Source organism: Micromonospora sp. CA-259024, from assembly GCF_050936255.1.
GTDB lineage: Bacteria > Actinomycetota > Actinomycetes > Mycobacteriales > Micromonosporaceae > Micromonospora.
In genome coordinates this window covers 1,569,624-1,589,031 of record NZ_JBNJND010000002.1, presented here as the reverse complement: position 1 = coordinate 1,589,031, position 19,408 = coordinate 1,569,624, and the positions used below count along the sequence as shown (strand labels likewise).

General features: G+C 68.1%; 16 protein-coding genes. 8 read left to right on the top strand and 8 right to left on the bottom strand.

Annotation, left to right across the window (positions count from 1 at the left end):
- Positions 1–277: 277 nt before the first annotated feature.
- The gene (locus ACQEUX_RS26825; RefSeq protein ID WP_433053914.1) at positions 278–652 is read right to left on the bottom strand and encodes a DUF4259 domain-containing protein; all 375 of its coding nucleotides are present in this window, start codon (positions 650–652) and stop codon (positions 278–280) included.
- Between the two features lie 599 nt (positions 653–1,251).
- On the opposite strand from ACQEUX_RS26825, the gene ACQEUX_RS26820 reads away from it, so the two are divergent.
- From ACQEUX_RS26820 to ACQEUX_RS26810, 3 genes are all read left to right on the top strand, one after another.
- A complete protein-coding gene (locus tag ACQEUX_RS26820; RefSeq protein ID WP_433053911.1) occupies positions 1,252–1,683 on the top strand; it encodes a hypothetical protein in 432 nt (143 codons plus the stop codon).
- 340 nt (positions 1,684–2,023) lie between these two features.
- Positions 2,024–2,629 carry a hypothetical protein gene (locus ACQEUX_RS26815; protein WP_433053908.1) on the top strand — a complete coding sequence of 202 codons (606 nt, stop codon included), beginning with the start codon at positions 2,024–2,026 and terminating at the stop codon, positions 2,627–2,629.
- A gap of 361 nt (positions 2,630–2,990) precedes the next feature.
- Positions 2,991–4,238: an epoxide hydrolase family protein gene (locus ACQEUX_RS26810; protein ID WP_433053905.1), complete on the top strand. Its 1,248-nt coding sequence runs from the start codon at positions 2,991–2,993 to the stop codon at positions 4,236–4,238.
- Positions 4,239–4,326: 88 nt separating this feature from the next.
- Here the strand turns inward: ACQEUX_RS26810 and ACQEUX_RS26805 are convergent, their stop codons facing one another.
- The 3 genes from ACQEUX_RS26805 to ACQEUX_RS26795 all read right to left on the bottom strand — a co-directional run bounded on the left by ACQEUX_RS26805 (position 4,327) and on the right by ACQEUX_RS26795 (position 6,759).
- Entirely contained in the window at positions 4,327–5,373 is a 1,047-nt protein-coding gene (locus ACQEUX_RS26805) for a hypothetical protein (RefSeq protein WP_433053902.1), read from the bottom strand.
- Between the two features lie 95 nt (positions 5,374–5,468).
- Positions 5,469–5,843: a cupin domain-containing protein gene (locus tag ACQEUX_RS26800; protein WP_433053899.1), complete on the bottom strand. Its 375-nt coding sequence runs from the start codon at positions 5,841–5,843 to the stop codon at positions 5,469–5,471.
- 157 nt (positions 5,844–6,000) lie between these two features.
- Positions 6,001–6,759: a class I SAM-dependent methyltransferase gene (locus ACQEUX_RS26795; protein ID WP_433053896.1), complete on the bottom strand. Its 759-nt coding sequence runs from the start codon at positions 6,757–6,759 to the stop codon at positions 6,001–6,003.
- A gap of 560 nt (positions 6,760–7,319) precedes the next feature.
- Between ACQEUX_RS26795 and ACQEUX_RS26790 the strand changes: the two genes are divergently transcribed.
- Positions 7,320–8,846 (top strand): non-reducing end alpha-L-arabinofuranosidase family hydrolase, encoded by a 1,527-nt coding sequence (locus tag ACQEUX_RS26790; protein ID WP_433053893.1) that lies wholly within the window; start codon positions 7,320–7,322, stop codon positions 8,844–8,846.
- Positions 8,847–9,004: 158 nt separating this feature from the next.
- Here ACQEUX_RS26790 and ACQEUX_RS26785 read toward each other — a convergent pair whose 3' ends face one another.
- Together ACQEUX_RS26785 and ACQEUX_RS26780 are read right to left on the bottom strand one after the other, a co-directional pair.
- Positions 9,005–9,496, bottom strand: coding sequence for a class I SAM-dependent methyltransferase (locus ACQEUX_RS26785; RefSeq protein WP_433053890.1), 492 nt, complete (start codon positions 9,494–9,496; stop codon positions 9,005–9,007).
- Between the two features lie 268 nt (positions 9,497–9,764).
- Positions 9,765–11,252, bottom strand: coding sequence for an MFS transporter (locus ACQEUX_RS26780; RefSeq protein WP_433053887.1), 1,488 nt, complete (start codon positions 11,250–11,252; stop codon positions 9,765–9,767).
- Positions 11,253–11,612: 360 nt separating this feature from the next.
- Here ACQEUX_RS26780 and ACQEUX_RS26775 point away from each other — a divergent pair, with 360 nt between their 5' ends.
- Positions 11,613–12,368, top strand: a complete 756-nt coding sequence (locus ACQEUX_RS26775) for an SDR family NAD(P)-dependent oxidoreductase (RefSeq protein ID WP_433053884.1) — start codon at positions 11,613–11,615, stop codon at positions 12,366–12,368.
- A gap of 77 nt (positions 12,369–12,445) precedes the next feature.
- On the opposite strand, the gene ACQEUX_RS26770 is transcribed toward ACQEUX_RS26775, so the two are convergent.
- Positions 12,446–15,676 (bottom strand): S8 family peptidase, encoded by a 3,231-nt coding sequence (locus ACQEUX_RS26770; protein WP_433053881.1) that lies wholly within the window; start codon positions 15,674–15,676, stop codon positions 12,446–12,448.
- Positions 15,677–15,856: 180 nt separating this feature from the next.
- On the opposite strand from ACQEUX_RS26770, the gene ACQEUX_RS26765 reads away from it, so the two are divergent.
- A complete protein-coding gene (locus ACQEUX_RS26765) occupies positions 15,857–16,357 on the top strand; it encodes a sigma-70 family RNA polymerase sigma factor (protein WP_433053878.1) in 501 nt (166 codons plus the stop codon).
- A complete protein-coding gene (locus tag ACQEUX_RS26760) occupies positions 16,350–17,051 on the top strand; it encodes a hypothetical protein (protein WP_433053875.1) in 702 nt (233 codons plus the stop codon). Before ACQEUX_RS26765 ends, ACQEUX_RS26760 begins: the two co-directional genes overlap by 8 nt.
- A gap of 156 nt (positions 17,052–17,207) precedes the next feature.
- Here the strand turns inward: ACQEUX_RS26760 and ACQEUX_RS26755 are convergent, their stop codons facing one another.
- Complete coding sequence (locus tag ACQEUX_RS26755; protein WP_433053872.1) at positions 17,208–17,870, bottom strand: hypothetical protein; 663 nt, start codon at positions 17,868–17,870, stop codon at positions 17,208–17,210.
- A 121-nt stretch (positions 17,871–17,991) separates the two neighbouring features.
- Between ACQEUX_RS26755 and ACQEUX_RS26750 the strand changes: the two genes are divergently transcribed.
- Positions 17,992–19,269 carry a HupE/UreJ family protein gene (locus ACQEUX_RS26750; RefSeq protein WP_433053869.1) on the top strand — a complete coding sequence of 426 codons (1,278 nt, stop codon included), beginning with the start codon at positions 17,992–17,994 and terminating at the stop codon, positions 19,267–19,269.
- Positions 19,270–19,408 lie beyond the last annotated feature (139 nt).

Below are 19,408 nucleotides of genomic sequence, written 5' to 3'. Positions count from 1 at the left end.
AGGCTACGGATCAGAAGGTTAGGGGTTCGAGTCCCTTCGGGCGCGCCACCTGAGCAGGGAATATAGCCAACCGGATATATTCCCTGCTTTCGTATGGGTCACGTGTGGGACACGCCGATTCGACTACGGCGGGCCTCTGTCGTGGCTCCCCGCTTGGCGAGACACGATGCCGGCGACCCGACCGGCCTAGATCAACTTCGAGATCTTCGAACCGCCCTTTGAAGAGCGCAGTCCCGTGGCATCCCTGCTGTGGGTGGTGCGGGAGACGGCCGGAGCGTTACGCCTGTTCGGCCTTGGCCAGTTCGGCGAGCTGGTCGAAGGTTCGGACGAGGTGGGCGCGCCGCTGTTCCTTGTGGTCGGGTGTGGGCTCCAGGTCGTCGATGGCCTCGTCCCAGACGGTCAGGAACTTGGTTTTCCAGCCGGCGATGGTGTCCGGGTCGGGCAGGCTGGCCCCGACGTAGTTCTGTTGTGCAATGAGGTGGAGCAGTTCGAGGTTGCAGGGCACGGCGACGCCCCAGTACTCGTCGGGCTCGATCTCGACGGGGTCGCCGGACATCGCCTGGGCGACTTCGGTGATGAGTCGGTCGGTCACGATCCCCAGATGGTCGGCCGCGGTGTCGTTGTCGAAGTTGCCGTTTCCCCAGTTTCCCATTGGTCCTCCGCCTGTCGTGCCCGCTTGTCCTGGGATTGAACCAGGCCGGTACGACCCGTGGCAGCGGCGGAGTGGGGCCCGCGCAACGACTAACTTGATCAACGGGGCGACGTAGTCGGCCAATTCGCCACAAGACTGCGCTCTTCAAGGGGTGGATCGAACCGGCCACGCCTTTGTTCAGAACCTCCGACGCGGACACTACGAACTCGGACTCGACGCGTCACCCGCGACCCGGGTGGCTGCCGCGTTCACCGATCTGGCCCGAGCGATCTGACCAGTGCCCGCTGACGCGGCTCGGCGTGCCCACCGATCCGCCAACACAACAGCGCCGCTTTTCCTGGGGCGATCACCAGATCGCCGCGCGGGCGGACGGCTCGTCAGGCGGGGGATCGCGGCGCTCGGGGTCGAGGTGGACGAACGAATGGCGACCGTGGCCAGGACGATTCCGTACGCGCCCACCACGAGACATACCTATGGCTCGCTCGACGGATATGAGCGCGGCGCCGGCGCGCTGTCGCACCGCCCGAACCAGTGCTGGGTCGATCGGTGCGCAGGCGAGAGATCCGTGTCGGGAGCTCCGTCGTCTCGCGTCTGCGATCATGCTCTTCGTGCGGGACGAGAACCTTGTGGGATTCTGGGACAGCAGTCCGTACGACTACGGTTCGATGGAGTCGAGCTGGGTCTGTCTTCGGCGGGACGGCACTGGCTGGACAGCGGTTGCCAACACCGGCAGTGCGGCGGTAAGCCAACTCACCTGGGATTGCCCCCGCGACGGCGAGGTCGAGCTGCGGTACACCTGGACAGCCTCCGGGAGCTGGGCTCCCGGCACACCGTTCATCCTCGCCGAGATCGACGAGGAGGGCCCGTACGACGAACTGGTGCGTACGCGTTATTCGGTCGGCACCGAGACGCCGCCGCTGGAGGATGCGCCAGTCACCGCCCTGCACCTGGACGAGAAGGTCGAGTTCACCCACCGCTTCGCGCTTGCGAGCCGGGAAACCGACCACCCGGGCCCGGCAGCCGAGGATTGAGCGGGATCGGCCAGGGGCTGACCGCCTGCTTGGGGTCATAGGCACTCGTCAAGCAGCGCGGCGATGAACGACCTGGGTTCGATGTTGGTTGGCCGGTCGCTGACCTGACCGTCACCGAGCTCGACGACCCTCCAGGTCCACGGTCACGAAGGGCGGGCCCAGCGCGCGATCAGAGGTATGACCTGACGAGGCCGGTTCGCCACTTCCCAGGCAGCTGTCCGGCCGTCGCGTTCGGGAACGAACCCGACCTCTCCACGCTCCCCTAACCAACTCCTCGACGCCCGAGTTGAGTGCGCTCGGTCATGCCGATTGGTGAATGCGTTCGAGTTAGCATTTCCGTATGGAATCAGGGGCCGGTGCGATTGCCGCAGGAGTACCGGACCCCGCCGACCTTCGACGGCGGGTCGCCCGCGGTCGCGGTCTGGTCGTCGTCCTTGACGAGACCGTCACGATGCCGGCTGCCACGGCCGCTGCGCGGGCGTTACGGGTTGCGCTCCAGCCCGATATGGCCGTCTTTGCCTCCGCGGGACGCCAGGGGCCGATCGTCACTGTGCTGCAGCTTGTCAGCGACTCGGAAGCCGCCACCGTACGCCCGGCTCTGGAGAACCTTGTCGCCGAGTTCCGCCGGGTAGCAGCCGCGCTCGTCGAGCAGATGGAGGCTGGTTCGTCACCTGTGAGCGACGTCGACGCGGACCCCCCGGAGTCTGTGCGATATCACGGCGCGACCTGGTACCTGTACCCGCACGGAGAGCACTGCCAGTTCGAGAATTCGGCAAGCGGCGAGGTCGTCGAGGCCAACATCTATGCCCCCGACCTCGTCGATCCGTACTTCCTGTTGCAGTACGCGAAGACCTCCGGCCGGCATGGTGCTGTCGTCGATGCCTGCGTGGAGGGTTTCCACGATATGTGTCGTCTACTCGATCACGCTGGAATTGCCTACGGCTAATGGCCATGGTCGACTGGCTGTCTGGAGCACGCATCCTCGCGGCCAGCACCCCAGCGGTTGTGCTCAGCTGCAGACCATGACAGCGGGTACGGCGCAAGGCGAAACTCCAGTCGCTGGAGGTGCCGGTCCGTCCCGGAAGGCCATGCGGAATTGCTTGTATGGCATCGGACATGGGGAAAGGCGTCCTACGCTCTGGGCAGGCGGGGCCGCGTACGCCTGCTGGCCTGGCACACGTTCGGGCAGTGTCTTTGTCGATGCCTCTCGGCACGCAGGAGCCGGGGCATGCCATTCGTCCGGCGGTATGCGGGCAGGAGGGCACCCGGTCGACCTCAGAGGCATTCAAAGCGGAAGGGAGACCCGCGTGGCCGTCAAGACGGAAGCGCGAACGGGCGCCGCAGAAGTGCGCCCATTCAATATCGAGGTCCCTGAGGCGGATCTTGAGGATCTGCGCGCCCGCATCAGGGCCACGCGCTGGCCGAACAAAGAGACCGTCAAGGATGACTCGCAGGGTGTGCCGCTCGCGCTCATGCAGGACCTCGCTCGGTACTGGGCGACCGACTACGACTGGCGCAAGTGCGAGGCACGGCTGAAAGCTCTCCCCCACTTCGTCACCGAGATCGACGGCGTGGAAATCCACTTCATCCACGTTCGCTCGAAGCACGAGGACGCGCTCCCGCTGGTCGTCTGCCACGGCTGGCCCGGGTCGGTCATCGAGCAGTTGAAGATCATCGACCCTCTCACGAATCCGACGGCGCACGGCGCCGGCGCATCGGACGCCTTCCACGTCGTGATCCCGTCAATGCCCGGTTACGGGTTCTCCGGTCAGCCGATCACGACTGGCTGGGATCCCGTGCACATCGGGAAAGCCTATGTCGAGCTGATGAAGCGGCTCGGGTACACACGGTTCGTCGCGCAGGGCGGCGACTGGGGCGCAATCGTCGTCGACGCGATGGCCGGCGGCCGCGCCGACCCGGCGGCCGCCGAGCCCGCGCCACCGGAGCTGGTCGGTATCCACACCAACATGCCCGGCGCGGTTCCGCCGGACCTCTTCCTCGCGGCCTTTGCCGGCAGCCCGGCGCCGGACGGCCTCTCCGACGAGGAGCGGGGCACCTACCAGCAGCTGCTCGGATTCTTTGGGACGCACGTGGCGTACGGTCTGATCATGGGAACGCGGCCGCAGACCCTCTACGGACTGGCCGACTCACCCATCGACCTCGCCGCGTTCATACTCGACCACGGCGACGGGACCGGTCAGCCCGGCCTGGTTCAGCAGGTCCTCGAGGGACGTCTGCAGAAGCCGAGCGACCTCACGCGCGACGACATCCTGGACAACATCACGCACTACTGGCTGACCAACAGCGGGGTGTCCTCGGCGCGGCTGTACTGGGAGAGCAAGCTCCCCTTCTTCTCCACCAAGGGCGTGACGATCCCGGTCGGCGTGAGCATCTTCCCCGACGAGATCTACCGGGTCCCGCGCAGCTGGGCGGAGCAGGCATACCCCAACCTCGTCCACTACAAGCGGCACGACAGGGGCGGGCACTTCGCAGCCTGGGAGCAGCCACAGCTGCTCTCGGAGGACGTCCGCGCGACGTTCCGATCGCTGCGCTAGCCAATGATCCAAGGAGGATCGCTGAGCGACCTCTCTATTGCGTGATCGGGCTGGGGCGCGCCGCCGCATGGTGGCGCGCCCCAGCACGTCAGGCCAGCTGCTTGGCTCGGGTAGCCGTCACCGTCGCGGTGCCGGTCGTCGAGAGGCCGGAGATCAGGTACGCCCGGTAGGTGCCGCCCGGCAGCACGGTCCACAGGTCCGGGGTGCCGTCGGCGTTGATGTCGGCGGCCTGCAGCGTGCTGATCGCGACGCCGGTGTTCCAGTTCGCCGCCACCTGGTACTGGACATGGGTCAGCGTGCCGGTGCCGTCGCCGTTGTCGACCATGGTGACCCCGGTCCACAGGTACAGGTCACCGGTGCCGGCGTTACGCAGGAAGAGTGCGACCCCCGAGGCGGTCTCGGTGCTGGCGAGGGTCCAGTTCTGCCAGTCGGTCCCACCGGTGGGCGTGGAGTTGGTCAGGCCGGTGACGCCGTAGTAGAGGCCCGGCGCGAAGTAGTTGGTGTGGTAGCCGAGCCGGTAGCCGTTGGTGGCGTCGCCGGCGATGCCGAACAGATCCGGGATGCCGGTGTCGACGCCGTCAGCCTGGAAGGCGTTCGCCAGCAGCAGGGGGATGTTGCCGTTGGCGTCGATCAGATTCTCGTATCCGATCGTGACCTGGTTGTTGTACGGGCTGGGCATCGTGCCGTCCCCGGCGCCGCGGAGGATGCCGCCGATACCGGCCGCGACGCCGGTCGGGTAGTAGTACATGAAGTCCTGGCGGTCGACACCGAAGAAGCGTCCGGTGAGGATCTGGGCGCCGTCGAAGTCGGTCGGGGATTCGTTACTGACGCCGTTGCCGAGTAGGCCGATGTTGGTGGCCGGCGTCTGCACCTGGCCGGTGCCGACGCCGGTCCGGGGGGACTTCACGCCGAGCGCCGACCACACGCCGGAGCCGAGGTCAGTGCCCGGACCGCCGCCTGCGACCAGGTCGGGGACGCCGTCACCGTTGAGGTCCTTATCGACCGGTCCGGCGTTGACGGTCGGTGTGGGCTTCACCGCTGCCTGGGCCGGCAGGGCCGGGGCGAGCGCGGTCAGCGCGAGCGCCACGGGCGCGGTCCAGGCGAGCAGGCGGCGAGAACTGAAGGAGTGCGACAAGGGTGCCCCCGTGTTGTGAGGAGTGTGCCGCTCGGACACTACTCAACGGGGGCAACGGCCACCGCCCCATTTCGTCCGGCTTCGGGGATCCACGCTCACTCCACTTTGGTGAGAAGGGGCTTGCCCTTCTCGACGACGTACGTCGCCAGTTCGACCGCAACGTCGTTGCCGACGTTGCGCGCCTGGTGGTGAACGCCGTACGGCACGGTGAGAGCGTCACCGGTATTGCACACCACCGGTGGTTGGCCCTCGATTGTGTATTCCAGAGATCCCTGAAGAACGCAGATGATTTCTTCGCCGGGATGGAAGTGCTTGAACGGGGGCGAGTCCGGCGTGAATTCCACACGAGTCTGGATGACCTCACGTCCTGGAATGCTGAGGTCGTGTCTCTGCAGATCGATGCGCCAGAGTCCGGGCGCTGCCTCTACCGCTGTTGGGCTGATGCCTTTGGGTCGGCTTCTTCCACTCATCACGGCCTCCTGTGAGCCGTCATGCGGACGGCGGCCACTCCGGTAGTGCTCGTTTTGAGGATAAGTGGCCGAAAACCCACCGGGGCGAGGATGCCGAACAGGGGCGACTGAGTGCGAAGGCGTGCGAACAGATCCTGCCGGTGCCCGGTTCCTCGCATCAGCGTAGTTCGAGCGTGAGCAGCGGCTCAGCGAACACGGGTGCTGGTGCGCCGGGGTCTGCGGCAACAGTCTGCTCCAGTCGGCGGAAGCCAGTCTCCAGTTCGTCCGGACTGAGCTGCGCGAAGAATGAGAGGGTGCGCAGGCGCAGCCGTTCGAGCATGTCCCCGTAGGTGCCCGAGGACGGCTCGGTGACCGTGTCGAAGCTGACAACGCGCCAGCCGAGCGACGTGAACCCAGCGATGACCTCGTGCAGCGGCTGAAAGAGGGCGGCGTCCACCTCGTAACCGTTGGGGAAGTGCTCCAGCCACCACGGTCGGGGGTGGTGGTCGCTGAAGTTCGCGCGCAGTAGTAGCCGCCCACCGGGCCTGAGCACCCTGGTCAGCTCCTGGGCTGCCCGGGTCTTGTCCTGGACGTGGTGCCAGGACAGGAACAGGAGAGCGTAGTCGGCGCTGTCGGACGGCACCGGCATGTCCTCGGCGGCGCCTGCCAGATACCGCACACCGGGATGCTGGGACCGCGTCCGCGCGACCTCGCGCATGCGGACCGACGGCTCGATGCCGGTGACCGGCCCGAACGCGTCTGCCAGCGCGGGGGTGAACCTGCCGGTCCCCGAGCCGATGTCCAGACCCACCAGCGGGCGTCGGTCGGGAAGTACCGCTTCAAAGGCGTTGATCCATACCCCCAGTTGCTGCTGGGTGAGGGCCCGGCCGCGCGCGTAGTCCTGGTACTGCTCCGTGTCGTAGTCGACCGACCTCATCGCACCTCCCGCGTCAGTCCGGCGAGCCGCCGGCATTGGCTTGATATATCGAGCCGATACATCGGGACGATATTCGTCGGTGCGTCACCCCACAAGGTGTCTGTGCGAACGGAGCTTCACGGAGGACCCGCTGGGCGCGGATGTGGTCATCCCCGGCCGACCGCGCGGCAGCGCCCTGTCCCGGTCGCCGATCATGGGCGGGCGTCGATGTTAGCGCCAACCAGGCGTGTTCCTCTTCAGATGCCTCGTGGCGGTCGGGGGTGCTGCCTGCGGGAATCGGTCATGAGCGGTCACGCCAGGGGCTGCGGCGGTGCATCCGCTGATGTTCCTGACAGATTACGACTTGACGAACGACATGTTATCGCTCACAGTCGATGCCTAAGGACGACGACACCATTGGCTTACCGGGCGAGCCTGCTTCGTCGATCTCGAATCAAGTGCGCGCCAGGCCATGCGGACTTCTTGTTAACGCTAACGCTTCCGACGCATGTGCCCGACCGCGCGTCGCGGTGTGCCCAGCTTCGGGTAGCCGTTCGGCTCTTGGTCACTGGAGGAGGATCATGTCTGCCCTTGATAGGTCTCCATCGATTGCGCCGCCGCCGTCGCGGCGGCGGTGGTGGTCGCTTCGGGTCTTCGCCGCCGGCGTGCTGGCGGTGGTGGTCGGTGGTGCCGCCGCGGCAGTGGTGTCGACGCCAGCAGCAGCGGCGACGGTCGACACGAGCGCGTGGTACGTGTTGATCAACCGCAACAGCGGCAAGGCCCTGGACGTGTACAACCTCGCCACGAATGACGGTGCGCGGATCACGCAGTGGGCGCGGAACAACGGCAACCAGCAGCAGTGGCAGTTCGTGGACTCGGGCGGTGGCTACTACCGGTTGAAGTCGCGGCTGTCCGGCAAGGTGCTGGACGTCTACAACTTCTCGACCGCCAACGGTGCCAGCATCGTTCAGTGGACCGACGGCAACGGGACCAACCAGCAGTTCCGGCTGGCCGACTCCGACGGTGGCTACGTCCGGCTGATCAACCGGAACAGCAACAAGGTGGTGGAGGTGCAGGGCGCCTCGACCGCCGACGGCGGAAACATCGTGCAGTACGACGACTGGAACGGTGCCAACCAGCAGTGGCAGCTCGTCCGCGTCGACGGTGGAGGCAACCCCACCACGCCGCCGCCGACGGGCACGTGTGATCTTCCGTCGACATACCGGTGGTCGTCGACGGGGTCGTTGGCGAACCCGAGGTCGGGGTGGGTGTCGTTGAAGGACTTCACCGTCGCGCCCTACAACGGCCGGCAGCTTGTCTACGCCACCACGCACGACTTCGGCACGTCGTGGGGTTCGATGAACTTCGGTCTGTTCACGAACTACTCGGAGATGGCCTCGGCCAGCCAGAACGCGATGAACTCGGCTACTGTCGCGCCGTCGTTGTTCTACTTCGCCCCGCGCAACATCTGGGTGCTGGCCTATCAGTGGGGTGGGCCGGCGTTCTCGTACCGGACGTCGAGTGACCCGACCAACCCGAATGGGTGGTCAGCGGCGCAGACGTTGTTCACCGGGAGCATCACCGGCTCCGGTACCGGGCCGATCGATCAGGCGCTCATCGGTGACGGTACGAACATGTACCTGTTCTTCGCCGGTGACAACGGCAAGATCTACCGGGCCAGCATGCCGATCGGGAACTTCCCGGGCAGCTTCGGCAGCAGCTACACGACCATCATGAGCGACACGACGAACAACCTGTTCGAGGCCGTGCAGGTCTACAAGCTGCAGAATCAGAACCGCTATCTCATGATCGTCGAGGCGATCGGCTCCCAGGGACGCTACTTCCGCTCGTTCACGGCCACCAGCCTGGGCGGGTCGTGGACCCCGCAGGCCGCGACCGAGAGCAACCCGTTCGCCGGGAAGGCCAACAGCGGCGCGACCTGGACCAACGACATCAGCCACGGCGAGTTGCTCCGTACCAACGCCGACCAGACGATGACCGTCGACCCCTGCAACCTGCAACTGCTCTACCAGGGACGTTCCCCCAGCTCGGGCGGCGACTACGGCCTGCTGCCCTACCGGCCGGGTCTGCTGACCCTGCAACGCTGACCGCATGACACAGGTCCCAACCACACGTTCCTGACGCGTACGGCCAACGGCCGCGACCAGGACCTGGTGAAACCGCTCGGGCGGGCTCGGTACGAACCGAGCCCGCCCGAGTCACGCAGCGGATGTGCGGTGCCAGAGGCATCGCGAACAGCTCAGCCTCACTCGGTGGGTGTCCCGGTGACGCAGGTGAGCACCCGCCCCCGGCCGCGGGTGGCGCTCGATCTGGTCGTGTTGAAACCGTGGGCTTCGAGGAGCAGTTCGGTCGCGGTGAGGTTCGCTGTGGCGTGTGCGGCCGTGGGTCGCTCGCCGAAGACGTAGAGCCGTCCTCCCGGTGCCAGCAGGCTCCGCATCCGATCGATCTGCTGCGTCCCGTCGCCCAGCCAGAAGAGGCTGACGTTCACCGCGAAGATCTTGGTGAAGTGGTGGGCTGGCAGGTCGGCCGACTCCAATCCGGCGTGTCGGATCTCGACCTTGCCGACGCTGATGTGGCCGCTGTTTCGTGCGGTCGCCAGCCGCACCATCGTCGCTGCTCGGTCGATCGCGACGATCCGGCCGGTCGTGAGTCGGCTGGCGACCAGGGAGACGGCCGTTCCGCGACCGCATCCGATCTCCAACACCTGGTCGTCGGGTGCGACGGCCATCGTCTCCACCGCCCATCGCTGCCGGTGGCCCGCCGTCGCGTGAACCGGTTTGTCCGGTACGGGCGTGGTGCGAGCGCCGGAGAGACCCGGATCGCGGGTCGGCAGCGTGCCCCTCACAACGTCACTCGCCGGTGCCTGCTCTGCTCACACTCCTGATTTCACCTCGCCGGAAGGATCGGTGCACCGTGTCCTCGGTCACCGGTGCAGTGATGCGAGACCTGTTGCAGAGGCTCGTCGACCCGCCGCACTCGGGATGACGGGCGCGGAGGTGCAGCGATCAGTGCACGGCCACCGGCTTGGCGTCCGGAAGGTCGTCCGCCGCCGCCGGGACATGCTTCGGCGCGCCGGCGTTCACCATGACCGCCGAGACCAGGGCTGCTGCGGCCACGAAGCCGACGGCGACCCAGTACGCGACCGAGTAGCCGTGCATCAGCGCCTCGTTCTGAGTGTGACGCTGGGCCGCCGGGCCGCCGTGGGCGACCAGGTAGGTGGCGGCCGAGCTGGTCGCGATGGTGTTGAGCAGCGCGGTGCCGATCGAGCCGCCGACCTGCTGGGACGAGCTGATCATCGCGGACGCGACACCGGCGTCCTTCGGTTCGACGCCGTGGGTGGAGATGCTCATCGCGGGCATGAACGCGGTGCCGATGCCGAGCCCGATCACCGCTTCCGCGAATGCGATCTCCAGGAAGCTGCTGTCCGCGTCGAGCAGAGCGAGCAGTACGAGACCGACCACGGTGACCAGGTAGCCGCCGACCATGATCGGCCGGGGGGCGATCCGGTGCGCGAGTCGGGCGCCGATCTGCGTGGCCCCGATGGCCTGCGGCACCGCCATCGGCATGAACGCCAGGCCGGCCATGACCGGCGACCATCCCTTGACCTGCTGGAAGTAGTAGCTGAGCAGGAGGAACATTCCGAACATGCTGACGACGGCAAGACCAACCGAGAGGTACGCGGCGGCCCGGTTGCGTTCGGTCAGGACGCGCAACGGCAGGAGTGGGGACGTGACCCGCGCCTGCACCACGATGAAGGCCGCCAGCAGCAGCACGCCACCGATGAACGATCCGATGGTGACACCCGCCGACCATCCGTGGCTCTCGGCGGCACTGAACCCGTAGACCAGGCCGACGAGCCCGAGGCTGGCCAGTACGACACCGGGGATGTCGAGCCGGGCGCGGTGGCGCTCGCCGTCGTCGTGGACGGTGCGACCGGCGCCCAGGATCCCGATGATCGCGATCGGGACGAGGACGAACATCGCGAAACGCCAGTTCAGGTACTGGGTCAGCAGGCCGCCGAGAATGAGGCCGACAGCGCCACCGGCGATCGAGACCGCGCTGAAGACACCGAAGGCCTTCGCCCGTTCCCGTGGCTGGGTGAACGACAGGGAGATCAAGGAGAGTGCGGCCGGTGCGAGCAGGGCCGCGAACACACCCTGCAGCGCCCGGGCGGTCAGCAGCATCGCCGCGTTGGCCGCCAGACCGCCGATCGCCGAGGCGATCGCGAAGCCTGCCAGCGCGATCAGGAAGGCACGCTTGCGCCCGATCATGTCACCGATCCGGCCGCCGACCAGGAGCAGGCCGCCGAAGGCCAGACCGTACGCCGTGACCACCCACTGCCGGCTTCCATCGCTGAAGTGCAGCGCCTGCTGTGCCGAGGGGAGCGCGATGTTCATGACAGCCCCGTCGAGCACCACCATCAGTTGGGCGATGGAGATGAACAACAGGGCTTTCCACCGCTGAGATCCCGGAGCGGCGTGACGTCTAGGCATGACTGTTCCTTAAAGGTGGTTTATCCGCGTTTGCTCGGTCTGCCCAACGCTAGCGACATTATGGAACGGCCACCAAAGAATGTGCGCGTGGTTACAGGACCGATGCAGCTGGACGACCCTCGCAGTTCCCCTGCAAAAGGGCGCGTTGCGAGGGTGTTTAGCGCGAAAAGCGCACGATTCGCTCGCCCAGGCGACGCTACTGTGAGGACCGTTACTTTGTCGAACGTTCCAGAAACGGATAGCGTTCCGGCTCGCGAAGCCCTGCGGGTTGCCCGGACACGATCGACCCATCCGGCTCCCCCGCGCGGATCTTCGGCCCGGCCGCGCAGCGGCTTACCAGTCGAGTGAATGTGAGACGAGATGTCCGGACGGTTGGATTCGAAGGTGCTGGTCGTGACCGGCGGTACGCAGGGCATGGGCCTGGCGTTCGCACAGCGGGCGGCCACGGAGGGTGCCCGCGTCGTCATCGGCGCCCGGGACAAGGATCGGGGCGAGGAGATCGCCGCCGAGATCAGGAAGGCGGGCGGCAACGCGCTGTTCGTACCGACCGACGTGACGGTCGAGGAGGAGATGGCGCGGCTCGTCGACACGGCGGTGTCGGAGTTCGGGCGACTGGACGGCGCCTTCAACAACGCCGGCGGCGGCCCGATGGCCAGCGTCCGCGAGACCGACAGTGACAACTGGCACCGGTCGCTCGACCTCAACCTGACGAGCGTCTTCTACGGCCTCAAGTACGAGCTCCCGGCGATCATCGCCTCCGGCGGTGGCGCGATCGTCAACAACGCCTCCGTCTCCGGCATCAAGGGCGACGCCACCCAGGCCGCCTACAACGCGGCGAAGCACGGTGTCATCGGCCTGACGCGCTCGGCGGCACTCGACGTGGCGCGTTCCGGTGTCCGGGTCAACGCCCTGGTCACCGGCCTGATCGACACCCCGCTCTGGCAGGGCGTCGTCAGTCAGGCCCCGGAGGTCGCGGAGCGCTACCTGTCGATGCAGCCGACCGGGCGTGCCGGCACGTCGGACGAGGTCGCCGCGCTCACCGCGTTCCTGCTCAGCGACGAGGCAACCTTCATCAGCGGTGCCGCCATCGCCATCGACGGTGCCTTCACCGCCTGAGGCGTTGACGACCACATCCCACCCCGGTCCGGGGTGGCGGCCGCCCCAGCAGCCGCCGCCCCGGACTCGGCGGTGAGTCAGGCGATCCGGTAGGCCCGCTGGATCGTCTGGGTGACCGTGTTGCCGGCCGTGTCGGTCGCCGTCAGTCGCAGGGAGACGAATCCCGCCCGCCGTGGATGAGTGATGAGGGCGACGTCCCGGAGCACCGGCAACGCGACCCATGTCCTGCCGTCGTCGAACGAAGCGGACGCTCTGAGCGTCCGGTTCGATGCGGCCGCGGAGCCCGCCTGCCGGTCCAGCACCACGGGGATGGCCGTGCTCCGGCCCGCTCGGGCCGTGTTGGTGTCGTCGAGCACGGGCATCGGCCGGGCCGTCGTCAGGGGCAACCGCTCGGGCGACGTCGTGTGCGCCGAGGTGAAGGTCCAGGCCACCGAGACCGACGTCGACAGGGTGTCCGGGGCGCCGCGGGTGATGGTCGCCTCCAGCCGGTAGGTGGCCTTGCCGGCCGGCACCGCGAAATCGGCCCACGGGCTGTCCGAGGTGCCGATCTCCTTACCGTTGCGCGACAGCCGGAACCGCACCGGCCGGTCGTCGCGGGTCGCGGGACGACCGGTCGCGTCACCGAACAGGGGCAGCGACGCGATCGAGATGGTGTCGCCGTCGCGGCCCGCGTACCCCAGGGGCGACAGCGTCGGTGCCTGGGCCACGGTGGGGCCGAAGGGCGCCGCGTTCCAGGTCCGGGTGTACGACCTGCCCGACGTGAAGGTCGACTCCTGCGTCGTGAGGTTGTCCCCCTCGACGAGTGTGGACGTCCAGGTGATGCCGCCGTCGGTGTTGTAGTACTCGGTGCCGTGGAACGGCAGGTCGACCGGCGTACTCGAACCGATCGGGCCCGAGCCGCCGGGCGCCGACGCGCGGTGGAGCCGGACCGCGGTCGCGGTCGCGGACTGGCTCCGGTAGGTCGCCCTGACGGTGGCGAGGTTCTTTGGCGACAGCTTCTTGGCCAGACCCGTGAACATGTCGCCCTGACGGACGTACGCCAGGTCGTACGTGTAGGGGCTGTTCCGGAAGGTGCCGTCCTTGCCCGGACGGGCGAGCCCGACGCCCAGCGTCGCGGTGAACTCGGGAGCCGCGACGACGGGCCCGATCCGGCCGAAGAAGACGTCCGTGGCGGACCCCCCGCTGAGCTGCACGCCGGGATAGCGGAAGCCGTCGTTCCAGTTCGCGCTCACGTTGATCGAGGTGGGTGCGGCGTCGCGCTCCGGCACCGTCAATGCGACCGGCCTGGCGCTATGGGCGTCGACCGCCTCGGTGATCGGCCCGCGTACGTCCAGGACCGGCTGCGCGAGCAGGGTCGACACGGAACCCTCGTGGATGGTGCTGTACAGCGCGTAACGCCCCTTCGGTAGCCGCAGGGTGCTGCCGCCCGCTGCCACGGTGAGAGTGCTGAACTCGCCGGTGGTCAGGTTCGCCGCCACGGTCGTGTACTCGGTGGCCGGCTTGCCGTCGCGTCCGGTGTGGTTGAGCCGTACGTCGTAGCTCTCGATCTCGCGGTTGAGCGCGAACGGCGTCCGTACCCGCAGGTCGCCGGCGCCGGTCGCGGTCAGCGCTCCCTGGTAGACGCCGTCGGGGGCGTCCACCCGGGTGTCCACGGTGATCGTCGCCTCGGCGCGGCCACCGGCCGGCACCACCAGCGTCGCCGGGCTGACGGTGATCATGCCGGCCGGAGCCGGTGCGACGGCCAGCGCCAGGGTGATCGGCGCGGAGCTCGTGTTGCGGTAGCCGACGACCTGGTTGACCGGGGTGTCGTCGGCGTGCGGCCAACGCTGGACCGGGAAGTCGATCGCGGCGAGGTCGGCGGCGATCGGCTGGGCGACCGCCCGGCCGATGTCCAGCCGGCCCGCGCCCTGCTCGTAGAGGCTGTCCTCACCGGTCGGCTTCGCCGAGTCCATGAGGGCGGCCTTGAGCTGCTGGCCGGTCCAGTCCGGGTGCTGTCCGGCGAGGATCGCGGCAGCGCCCGCCACGTGCGGGGTCGCCATCGACGTGCCGGACATGGTGGCGTAGCCGCCGCCGGGGGCACCCGCCACGATGTCGACGCCCGGCGCACTGATCTCGGGCTTGATGTGGTTGTCGCCGACGCGGGGACCCCTGCTGGAGAAGTACGCCCGCTGGTCGTCCGCGTCGACCGCGGCGACGGCGAGGGCGTCGTCCGCCGAGGCCGGCGAGGAGACCGATTTCGGCTTGCCCTCGTTGCCGGCCGCCGCCACGAAGAGCGTGCCGTACTGGTGACTCAGCTCCTGAACGGCGGTCTCCAACGGGTCGAGGCCCGGCGCGTCCGTGCCGCCCACGCTCATGTTGACGACCCGGGCCTGCGGCGCGACCCACTGCATGGCGGTGATGATGTCCGAGTCCTGGCACTCGGTGGTGGCGCAGACCTTGCCGACGATCAGCTTCGCGCCCGGGGCCACGCCGCGGTACCTGCCGCCGGACGCGGCGCCGCTACCCACGATGGTCGACGCCACGTGGGTGCCGTGGCCGACCGCATCACGGGGATCGTCACCGCCGGTGAAGTCACGGACCTCAGTGAGGTGCCCCGCGAAGTCGGGGTGGCTGGCGTCGATTCCGGTGTCCAGGACGCCAACGGTGACGCCGGAGCCGTCGAAACCCGCCTGCCAGGCCGCCGGGGCACCGATCTGCGGCACGCTGCGATCGAGGAACACCCGCCGCTTGCCGTCCAGCCAGAGGTGGCTGATCCCGGCGGCGAGGGTGCGCGCGGACGACGTCCCATGGGTGAGTGACCCCCAGAGCGTGACCCGGTCGTCCCGGTCCGCCCGTACCGCGAGCGCACGGGCGGCGGGCAGGTCCGCCCGCACCCGTGCGTCACCCCCGACGACCGCGGTCCGCGCCCGCGCCACCATGTTCTCCGGGTACGCGACCAGCAGCGGCAGCTCGGCTGCCCGGTCGTCGTAGCCGAACTCGCCGAGCGTGGTGAGGTCGAACAGACGTCGGTCGAGCCGCCCGTCCCGCAGCAGCGGCATCGCGTCCACCGGGATGACGTACTGGTGACCAGCCTCCCGGGTGGTCACGAACCGCATGCCGGCCCGCCCCGGTCCTCGCTGGATCTCCGGGTGACCGTCCGCGTCCACCGTCACCCGGTCACCGGTGATCAGGGTGAAGGTGCCGGGAGTGCCGGAGGTCCTGACCTCCGGTCCAGCCTGCGCACTCGCCGGTTGAGCCGTCAGGCCCGCCGCGACCAGCGCGGTCGCGAGTACGCCGGCCGTCAGGGCACGTCGTTGCCGTCGTCGCACATCGTCCTCTCCGCCACGGGCCTCTCCCGGGACGGCACGATGACGCCTGGCCAGGTCGTTGGGTTGATCACTCCGGTGTGATGGCGGCCACAAACTTCCCCCGCGCCGACACGGCCGGTCGACCCCGACGGGTTGCATGCGCGGTGACCAGGGGACACGGCATTGGGGGGCACCGGGCGGATGCGTGATGCCGAGGAGTTCGACGCCCTCTACGCGGCCTGCGCGGGTCGGGTCGTGGGCCATGTCTACGCGCTGACCGGCAACCGCGCCGAAGCAGAGGACGCCGTGGCCGAGGCGTTCATGCGGGCCTGGCAGCGTTGGCAGACGGTACGGGAGACGGACAGCCCGGAGGCCTGGGTCCGCCGGGTGGCCTCCCGGATCGCGGTGAGCAGCTGGCGCAAGGCATTCAACCGGGTACGCGCACACCGCCGGGCGGCCGTCGATCAGGGCGTGCCCGGGCTGAATGAGGACCACGTCGCCCTGTTGCAGGCGCTGCAGCGGCTGAGCGCCAACGAGCGCCGGGCCGTCGTGCTGCACCACCTCAACGACCTCAGCGTCGCAGAGGTGGCAGCCGAGATGCAGGCTCCCGTCGGAACCGTGAAGACGTACCTCGCCCGGGGTCGGAGAGCGATGGTCGGGTTGCTGACCGATGCGCACCAGGAGGGGACCTTCCATGGCTGATCCGCGCGATGACCTCACCGCGATCGTCGACGAGGTCCGGCGAGTCACCACGCTGCCGGGAGCGCAGACGTTGCGCCACCGCAGCGACCAGCGACGGCGGCGCCGGGTGACCGCCACCGCAGCGGGGCTGGCCATCGTGGCCCTTGCCACGGGCGCCACCTTTTTGCAGGTACGGGCCGACGTCGAGACTCCGGTTGTCGGTCCCGCGAGCCAGGCCCCACCCTCAGTCGTCCCATCCGTGACCGCGTCAGCCGGACCGCAGGAGATCCTCGGCGGTAAGCGCCAGGTCCAGATCGTGATGCCGGGCATGGCTGGGGCCATGTTGGCGATCGGCCGTGGCACCGACCAGGTGCGGGCCACCAGCGAGCAGGGCGCCGACGGCGGGTCGCTGTGGGTCCTGCGCCCCGAGGGGAGCAGGTACCGGATCGTCCTGGCCACACCTTCCGGTGCCGGTGCGGTCTGCATGACCGTCGTGCACGACGCTGCGCCGGGCAGCGTACGCGGCCGGGTGTGCGACACGGCCGCTTCGACCCAGCTCTTCCGGATCGAGCAGGTCGCCGACGGCAGTTACTCGATCTTTCAGGGCAAGCGCTACGTCCAGGTGGTCGACGGCACCAACGCTCTGGTCCCTGATCTGCCCGAAGGGCTGACCACCACGTACGAGTTCGAGGACCGCGGGCCCGCCCCGCGCTGAGTTGACGGGGTTCCACGCGGGCTGATCGTGACCGGGTCGACCCCACTGCAACACAGCAGGGGGTGGGCCACATCCGGCTGCGTAACTCTCAGGCCGGTGCGGAGGTCCTCGGCCTCCGCACCGGGCCCCGCGGCTCCGAGGCCGACCGCCCGATCGTCAGAGCCAGACCACGATCCCGGTCAGGTCGTTGAGGACCGCCGCCACGCCCGCCCTGATGGCGTTCGCGCAACGCTCGGCGGTGAACGAGTTCGGGTCGTACGTCGAGGACATGCCGAGCCCTTCGCCACGGAACGAGGCGCCGTCCCAGTCGACCGATGTGACGTTGTGGGTTGGCTCGGCCAGCTCCGCGCCCACCACGAGGAACTTCTCGTCCAAATGGTTCGGGGTGACCAGAGCGAGCGCGTCGATGAGGTCGTTGCCCGCGCTGACGATGAGGTCCGGACCCATCTCCATCGCCTTGGCGATGCTGGGAACGGCGTCGTGCGCATTGCCGACGACGATCGTCCTGAGGTCGACGTGCTCGTCGTCGGCCCACTCCTTGACCGCCTTCACGAGGGCCTTGGTCGGGTTGTCGTCGCCGGCGGTGAGCAGGACGACCCGGTAGTCCTTCGGCGGGTGGACGTCGGCCCACGAGCCGGGTTGCGGCGTGATGGTCGCTTCGGGAGCGGGCGTCGTCGAGGGGTCGACGAACCCTGGGCCGAGAGTGCCGATGGCGCTGGGCGCGGGGTGTGGCTGTGACCAGTCGTCGCTGGAGCTGCAAGCGGTGACCAGCGCGGCGGTCGCGGCCAGCATGGCAACGGCCCGAAGCGGGGGGCGCAAAGTGATCGTCCTCCGGGTGGTGGCGGAAAGTGCGCGTACTTCTTCGTATTCCTATCTCAATTCCGCCTGTCGGTAATCGGGGGGTGGCCGTTCAGGGCTTTTGTTTTCCGGCGGTTCGTCGGTGCGCGGGCTGGTGTTCACCCACGGCATGCAACGTGCACTGGCCAACCGAGGGAGTCGCATGTTGGGGCGCGTCCGCCGTACCGTTATCGTCGTCGCTGTCGGGATCGTCGCGGCGGTGATCCCATTTTTGGGCGCCGGAACGGCGTCCGCCCACGGTTTTTCGTCGACTGTGTACGCCAAAATCACAGCGGGAGACGAGGGTCACATTCGCACGGCGTTAGAGCTCGAATACGACCTCCTCGTCGTGTCTGCCGCCGATTCCGGTGACAACGATCCGCTCTTTCAGGCGGGAACGGCCGCATTCGAGGCGGGGGACGCCGAGGCGCAGGTCGCGGCCCTGAAGAGCCACGCATCGACGGTCCTCACGTATGTCTCCGACCGTTTCTCGGTGACCGCGCGGAGCGCGGACTGCCAGCCGACCCAGGTTGGCGACCCGACGATCGGCGGGCGCGACGGCGTGCCGTACGCGACTCTGCTGCTCGACTGGACCTGTCCCGAGCGGGTCGACGAGCACGAGGTGCGCAGCGGTCTCTTCGCTGACGACGAGGGCTACGTCAAGGGCACGAAGACGATCGTCACCTACGAGATCGACGGCCGTTCGGGAAGCGCGGCCCTCGACGCCGCCAACCCCTCCTTCTCGACCGGGCAGGCATGGTACGAGCGCTTCGGGGAGTTCTTCCTGCTGGGCGCCGAGCATCTGCTGTCCGGGATCGACCACATCCTGTTCCTGCTGGCGCTCATCGCCGGGTCGCGGCGACTTCGAGAGATCGTGCTCGCGGCCACCAGCTTCACCCTGGCGCACTCGGTGACGTTCATGCTCGCGGCCCTGGGCCTGGTCGAGGTGCCGGGAGCGATCGTCGAACCGATCATCGCGTTGTCGATCGCCGTCGTCGCCGGCTGGCACCTGTGGGGGATCTGGCGGCGCGGTGGTCACGCGACCGACCTGGAGACGGCCGGACGCGGGCACTTCAGCCTGGACCGTTCCGGCTGGATCCGCCTCGGTGTGGTGTTCTGCTTCGGCCTCGTGCACGGGCTGGGCTTCGCGGGCGCGCTGGGCATCGATGAGGCGTGGTCGTGGACGCTGCTGTGGTCCCTGCTGGTGTTCAACGTGGGCATCGAGGTCGTTCAGTTGGGCATTATCGCCGTCGTCTTCCCGCTGCTGCTCGTGCTCCGTCGCCGTGCGCCGAAAGCCGGCCTCTGGGCGACCGGCGCTGTTTCGGCGGCCGTGTCCATTATGGGGATGGTCTGGTTTGTGCAGCGCGTTTCTGGATCGTGAGTAGGGCTAAGTACCTCGGGAAGTGCAGCCATTCGCAAGATCGCGTTCATGGTCGGTTCATCGGGCAACGAAAGCTTTGGCTTGCTTCCCCAGCGTCGGGTGAAGACACAATCCATTTCTCTATTTGAAAAGGGAACAA

Excerpts from the sequence above, each read along its gene's own strand:
- ACQEUX_RS26765 (WP_433053878.1), top strand. The coding sequence starts at position 15,857 with ATGCGTGATGCCGAGGAGTTCGACGCCCTCTACGCGGCCTGCGCGGGT.
- ACQEUX_RS26825 (WP_433053914.1), bottom strand. The coding sequence starts at position 652 with ATGGGAAACTGGGGAAACGGCAACTTCGACAACGACACCGCGGCCGAC.
- ACQEUX_RS26800 (WP_433053899.1), bottom strand. The coding sequence starts at position 5,843 with ATGAGTGGAAGAAGCCGACCCAAAGGCATCAGCCCAACAGCGGTAGAG.
- ACQEUX_RS26820 (WP_433053911.1), top strand. The coding sequence starts at position 1,252 with ATGCTCTTCGTGCGGGACGAGAACCTTGTGGGATTCTGGGACAGCAGT.
- ACQEUX_RS26775 (WP_433053884.1), top strand. The coding sequence starts at position 11,613 with ATGTCCGGACGGTTGGATTCGAAGGTGCTGGTCGTGACCGGCGGTACG.
- ACQEUX_RS26795 (WP_433053896.1), bottom strand. The coding sequence starts at position 6,759 with ATGAGGTCGGTCGACTACGACACGGAGCAGTACCAGGACTACGCGCGC.
- ACQEUX_RS26780 (WP_433053887.1), bottom strand. The coding sequence starts at position 11,252 with ATGCCTAGACGTCACGCCGCTCCGGGATCTCAGCGGTGGAAAGCCCTG.
- ACQEUX_RS26760 (WP_433053875.1), top strand. The coding sequence starts at position 16,350 with ATGGCTGATCCGCGCGATGACCTCACCGCGATCGTCGACGAGGTCCGG.
- ACQEUX_RS26815 (WP_433053908.1), top strand. The coding sequence starts at position 2,024 with ATGGAATCAGGGGCCGGTGCGATTGCCGCAGGAGTACCGGACCCCGCC.
- ACQEUX_RS26790 (WP_433053893.1), top strand. The coding sequence starts at position 7,320 with ATGTCTGCCCTTGATAGGTCTCCATCGATTGCGCCGCCGCCGTCGCGG.